We start from the raw sequence: 6,448 nt of genomic DNA, 5'->3' as shown, positions 1-6,448 counted from the left end.
GTTAAAATGTAAAATGTGATTTTTTCGGTTTTTATTTTTCCTTTTTCACACCAAATTAAAAATGTTATTATTAAGATAGTTTTAAATTATCATAAAAATATGAAATAATTAAAAAAAGAAGGTTTTAAAAACACATGATAAAAAAAGAAGAAATACAAACTCTTTTAAATCAGTCTTTAGAATCAGGCGCTGATTTTGCTGAATTATTTTTCGAAGACAATATTATTAATAGTTTAAGAATAACCGGTCAAGAAGTCGTTTCCTTATCAACTGATAATGTTTTTGGCGTAGGAGTAAGACTTTTACAAGGTTCGGATGAAGTATACGGTTACACTAATAAAGTTGATTTTGACAATATTCAAAAATTAATGACACGTTTAAAAAGGAATTTTAAAGGACCGAAACATACAGTTGTTCCTTTGGGTGAGCCTCAAACTTTAAAAGAAAGTATGAAAAAACCTTTTGATTCGATGACAAAAGAAGAAAAAGCAAAAAAATTAATTAAATTATCAAACATAATGAAAAAACAAAATGATAAAATAATCCAAACTATTGTTAATTATCAAGAAAAAGAACAAAAAATTTTGGTCGCTAATACAGAAGGAGTTTATCAAAATGATGTAAGACCTTATATACGTTGTGGTTTGATAGCGGTAGCTAAAGAAGGCGAACAAATTCAAGATGTTTATGAAGGTCCAGGACGTTCTATGGGATTAGAATTTTTTGATTTAATAGACTTAGAACAATTAGCACAAGAAGTAGCTCAAAGAGCGACGGCTTTATTAAAGGCAGAAGAAATGAAGCCGCAAGTTATGACCGTAGTTTTAAATAATGGTTTTGGAGGCGTTATATTCCATGAAGCTTGTGGGCACCCTTTAGAAGCTACTGCTATCGCCAAAGGTTTATCGCCTTTTAATAATAAATTAAACCAAAAAATAGCTTCTGATATAGTAACAGCTTATGATGACGGCGCTATTGAAGGCGCTTGGGGAAAACTTAATTTTGACGATGAAGGAATAAAAACCCAAAAAAACCTTTTAATTGAAAAAGGCATTTTAAAAAGCTATTTAGTTGATTTCCGTAATGGACGTAAAATGAAATCTAAACCGACCGGTTCTTCCAGAAGAGAGTCTTATAAATATTCTCCCACTTCAAGAATGAATTCAACTTATATCGCTAACGGCACCGATAAACCAGAACAAATTATTAAAGATACTAAATACGGTTTATATGCTAAAAGTTTAGGCGGCGGAACAGTTGAACCCGCTACGGGAGAATTTAATTTCGTTGTTAAAGAAGGTTATTTGATTGAAGATGGTAAATTGACTACTCTTGTTAAAGGAGCGATGTTGATTGGTTATGGAGATGATGTTTTATTAAAAATAGATCGTGTAGGAGATAATTTATCTTTAGGACAAGGAATGTGCGGTTCTGTTTCTGGTTCAATCCCTACTGATGTAGGACAACCCACTATTAGAGTACAAGAAATGGTTGCTGGCGGCAACAAAAAGGAAAATGCGTAAAATGTATCAAAAATGGATTCAAAAAGGTTTAGATAAAGGCTTTGAAGCTTTAGAAATATTTGTCAGCGAAAGCAAAAGTTTTAAATTAACCCTAGATAACAACAAAGTAGAATCACTTGTAGAAAGCGATCTGGTGACAGTTAATATTAAAGGGATTTATGACAATAAATCAACAGAAGTATATTTTGAAAAAATAGATGATGAAACAGTCGATAAAATGTTGGTCGCTTTGAAGCAAAACACTCAAACAGTTGACAGCAAAGATCCGGCGATTATTTTTGAAGGTTCCTCCTCTTATCCCGATTGGGAAGAAAAAAATTTTGATTTTTCCGTTATTCCTTTAGAAAAGAAAATTCAACTTTTAAAAGATTTAGAAAAAAATATGTCTTCTTCGAAATTAATGAAAAAAATTGAAACCAATTCTTATAAAGAGGTTTTTAGTAAAAAAACTTTAATCAACTCAAAAGGGCTTCATTTAGAACAAGAAAATAGTTACGCTTATCTTTATGTTTCTGCTATTTTCCAAAAAGATGGCGATGTACAAAGTTTTGGTAAATTAAAACTTGTCAAAGATTTCCAAGAATTTAATCCGGAAAAACAAGCCCAAGAAGTGGTTTTTGCGGGTGAAAAAAAATTAAACGGAGCTACTTTAAAATCAAAAAGTTATTCTACAGTTTTTTCAAACGAAATGTTTGCTGATTTTTTAGCCAGTTTTAGCAGTATTTTTACCGGACAAAGTGCTTATAGAAATTTAACTCAATTAAAAGATAAAGAAAAACAAGTTATCGCTTCTCCTCAAGTAAACATCATTGAAGACCCTTTTTCTGATCAAGCTTTTTTCAAAGAAAAATTTGATGACGAAGGAGTTGTTTGTCAACCTAAAAACGTGATTGAAAACGGTGTTTTTCAAGGTTTTATCCATAATTTAAAAACAGCCAAAATCTTTAACACTCAACCGACAGGTAACGGTTTTGATGGAGGCACCGGTTTTAGCAATTGTTATTTAAAACCAGGACAAAGAAGTTTAGATGATATGGTATCTACCATTGAAGAAGGTGTTTTTATCGATGATTTAGTCGGTATGCATGTAGGGATTCAAACTGTAAGCGGTGTTTTTAGTCTTCAAGCTAGTGGTTTTAAGATTGAAAAAGGTAAAATCACTACTCCGGTGAAAATGATTGTTGTTTCAGGTAATTTTTTTGATATTTTAAAAAATTTAAAAGAAATAGCTAATGATTTTGAATTCCAAGTTTCTGGTTTTGGCAGCGCTAGTGTTTATGTTGGAGATTTAATGATTGGCGGCAATTAAACCTTTCTTTAGACAAATAACCAAAAGACTCTCCAATAAGAGAGTCTTTTTGTTTGATGCGTGATCCTTTATAAGCATTATTTTCAAAAATATGAAAAGGACAAACATTATTTATTTGAAATTATTTTGGTTATTTGTTTTTATATTATAAAAGTAGCTTTAAAGGCGTTTTACAAAATACAATTTAAAGATAGGTATTTTTATTTTTGACAAAAATTATAAGATAAGAAAGAAAAAATCGTGTTAAAAGTATATTACAAAAATCAAACTTTAAATGTGGATTATAATACTAGTTTAGAAGAAGTAAAAAAACAATTACAATTGACCAATGTTTACGCCGCTAAAGTAAATAATAAAATACGCGGATTAACGTTTGAATTGGTTGAAGCCGAAAATGACGTTCTTTTTTTAGATTTATCTCATCCTCAAGCGGTGAACATTTATGAAGCTAGTTTGAGATATTTGGTCGTTATGGCTTTTTATCATGTATTTCCTGATAAAAAAGTGCATTTTTCTTATTATAGTTCGCAATCTCTTTTGGTTACACTCGAAAATAAGGCAGAATTGACTTTAGAAATGTTTGAACAAATTCAAAAAAAAATGATAACCTTAGTAGTGCAAAAGTTAAAAATTGAAAAAAAATCTTTTTCTTTGGAAAAAGCTTTAGAAATATATGACACTTTTGGTTTTGAGAATAAAAAAAAGCTTCTTCAACAAAAACCCCAACATAAGGTCTCTTTATATGTTTGTGATTCGTATTATAACGATATGCACCAAGGCATGGTTCCTAATACGAGTTATTTAACTCACTATCAATTATTATATCGTTCTTCTTCTATGATTTTGCAATTTCCTCAAACTTTTCATCATGGTGAAATACCTTTTTTCAAGGAAGAACCTGTTTTTGAAAAAACTTTGCATCAAACTTCGGTTTGGCGTCAAATGACTCAAACACAAAATATTTATCAAATAAATAATTATTCCTCCAATCCTAAAAAAAAATTTGATTTAATTAGCATAGCGGAAATTAACCACCAGAGACAGTTAATGGAGATCAGCAACCAAATAGCTAATAAAAAAGATCAAATAAAAATTATTAATATTGCTGGACCGTCTTCCAGTGGCAAAACCACTTTAGCCAAAAAACTACAATTACAATTAATGGCTGTAGGTATTACAAGCACTTTGGTTAGTATGGATAATTATTACTTACCCCTCGAAGAAGTTCCCAAAACCTCAGATGGTTCATTTTATGATTTTGAACACATCCAAGCGTTAAATATTGATTTATTTAACCAAAATATCAATGATTTAATTTTACATAAAAAAGCTATCATTCCTCAATTTGATTTCAGTACTCGCGTGATTACCCACAAACCTATCGAAATCGATACACAAGTCTTGTTGGTTGAAGGAATTCACGCTAATAATCCTGCATTATTACCTTCCCTTTATAGGGAACAAAAATTTAAAATTTACATTGCTCCTCAACACCAATTATCATTGGATGAACACAATCCTTTGCATATCACAGATATTCGTTTTTTGCGTAGAACTATTCGAGATTTAAAAATGAGAAGCACTAATATTTTAAAAACTTTTGATTTTTGGAAATCTGTTCGAGAAGGCGAATTTAGGTGGATTTATCCTTATCAACAAGAAACGGATTATGTATTTAATTCGGAGTTAATTTATGAATTTAACGTTTTAAAGCCATATTTAGAACCTTTACTGTTAGAAGTGCCTTTGATGAGTCCGTATTTTGAAAAAGCTCAATATTATTTAAAATTATTAAGTTGGTTTGACGCTTGGGAATCTGATTTGATTCCGCATGAATCCTTATTAAGGGAATTTATCGGAAATAGTCCTTTTTATCAATAAAAAATGTTATAATAAAGGATATAAGTTTTAAGTGTGAAAAAGGTCAAAGCTATATGATGTTTTTTCTGTGATTTTGTATTTATTAAATTAATTTGAAGAAAAGGTGAAACAATGTCTGTTCATTATCAACAATTAGAAAAAAGATTTGAAGAAATCGGACATTTTGAAAATATTTTAAATATACTTCATTGGGATATAGCTTGTAATATGAAAGAAGGTTCGGAAAAAAGCCGCGTACAAGAGATTTTAAGTTTAACAAGAGTTATTCGTCAATTGTTAATTTCTGATGAGACTAAAGAATGGTTAAACCAAGCAGAACAAGAAAAAAATTCTTTAGATGTATGGCAAAAAGCCAATTTAAGGGAAATAAAAGCGAAAATACAAGATGAAGAAATTGTGGATCCAGAATTGCAAAACAATTTAATTTTAGCAACTACTCAAGCTGAATTATCGTGGAGAAAAGCTAGACAACAAAACAATTATAAAATGTTTAAGCCTTACTTTCAAAAAGTCCTTGATTATGTTAAACAAATAGCGCATTTAAGATCTAAAGCTTTAAATATCCCTTTATACGATGCTTTAGTGGCGAGATATGAACCAGGCAATACTGTGGAGAACATTAAACAAGTGTTTACTGTTTTAAAAGAAGAATTGCCGCCTTTAATCAAAAAAGTGATGAAAAAACAGGCCAAAAGTGGAACTCCTCTTCAATTTTCTATGCCAATTGAAAAACAAAAAGAATTAAATAATAAAATGATGGAAAAGCAGGCTTTAATGTTAATAAAGGTCGTTTAGACGAATCTACGCACCCTTTTTTGTGGCGGAACCGCTGATGATGTTCGTTTAACCACTCGTTATGATCACAATGATTTTTTAGATAGTTTCATAGGCACTATGCATGAAGTAGGGCATGCTTTATACGAACAAAATTTACCTGACAAATATAAAAACCAACCTGTTGGCAAACCTAGAGGGTATCAATTTCATGAAAGTCAATCTTTGTTAATTGAAAAACAATTGGTTAAAACAAAAGAATTTTTAACCTATTTATATGTTTTTTTAAAGAATGATATGCGCAATTGAATGACTCTTTATTAACGGTTGATAATTTGTATCAAGAAGTTAGCCGCGTTCAACCTAGTTTTATCAGAGTTTATGCGGACGAATTAACTTATCCTTTACATATCATTTTACGTTTTGAAATAGAGGAGATGTTGGTTAATGATCAATTAAATTTAGACGAATTGCCTCATGTTTGGAACCAAAAAATGAAAGATTATTTAGGCATCGTTCCTAATAATGTTTCTGAAGGCTGTCTTCAAGATGTTCCATTGGCCTTCTGGTTATTTCGGTTATTTTCCTAGTTATTTAAACGGTGCTATAATTTCATCTATGTTAATGAGTAAAATCAAAAAAAATAATCCAGACATCAAAAAAGATTTTACACAAGGTAATTTTACAAATGTTAACCAATATTTAAACCAAAATTTTAGAAATTTTGGTTCTTTATATACAGCCGATGAATTATTAAAAATTTCTACTGGCGAGAACAAAATCGATCCTCATGCTTTTGTTAAATATTTAGAAGAAAAATATTTATTTAATTGATTTAATCTTCTTTAAGAAAATAACTCTATTTATTTTAAAAAAACTCAAAATGATAGCCATTTTGAGTTTTTTCTTTTTTAGTATATTTCAGGCTGATAATTATGTTTTTTCAAGTATAGAGTAGGTG

The 6,448-nt window shown here is 29.9% G+C and carries 5 protein-coding genes and 1 pseudogene; all 6 read left to right on the top strand.

Translation table 11 applies throughout. The features are described 5' to 3' along the window. Nucleotides 1-134: 134 nt before the first annotated feature. The 6 genes and pseudogenes from RI76_RS02405 to RI76_RS02990 all read left to right on the top strand — a co-directional run bounded on the left by RI76_RS02405 (nucleotide 135) and on the right by RI76_RS02990 (nucleotide 6,321). Entirely contained in the window at nucleotides 135-1,523 is a 1,389-nt protein-coding gene (locus tag RI76_RS02405) for a TldD/PmbA family protein (RefSeq protein ID WP_017192554.1), read from the top strand. Between the two features lies 1 nt (nucleotide 1,524). Beyond that, nucleotides 1,525-2,832, top strand: coding sequence for a TldD/PmbA family protein (locus RI76_RS02400; RefSeq protein WP_017192553.1), 1,308 nt, complete (start codon nucleotides 1,525-1,527; stop codon nucleotides 2,830-2,832). 240 nt (nucleotides 2,833-3,072) lie between these two features. Then, on the top strand, nucleotides 3,073-4,713 hold the full coding sequence (locus tag RI76_RS02395) for a nucleoside kinase (protein WP_017192552.1): 1,641 nt from the start codon (nucleotides 3,073-3,075) through the stop codon (nucleotides 4,711-4,713). Between the two features lie 111 nt (nucleotides 4,714-4,824). Next, nucleotides 4,825-5,796 (top strand): annotated as a pseudogene (locus RI76_RS03005) (hypothetical protein). Further along, nucleotides 5,793-6,077, top strand: a complete 285-nt coding sequence (locus RI76_RS02995) for a hypothetical protein (protein ID WP_100222491.1) — start codon at nucleotides 5,793-5,795, stop codon at nucleotides 6,075-6,077. The pseudogene RI76_RS03005 and the gene RI76_RS02995 overlap by 4 nt, the downstream one beginning before the upstream one ends. Beyond that, entirely contained in the window at nucleotides 6,037-6,321 is a 285-nt protein-coding gene (locus RI76_RS02990) for a hypothetical protein (RefSeq protein ID WP_100222490.1), read from the top strand. The genes RI76_RS02995 and RI76_RS02990 overlap by 41 nt, the downstream gene beginning before the upstream one ends. Nucleotides 6,322-6,448: the final 127 nt, after the last annotated feature.

This window comes from Milkweed yellows phytoplasma str. MW1, assembly GCF_000309485.1.
In the GTDB taxonomy this organism is placed as follows: Bacteria; Bacillota_I; Bacilli_A; order Acholeplasmatales; family Acholeplasmataceae; genus Phytoplasma.
This window is presented reverse-complemented; position numbering and strand designations above follow the sequence as displayed.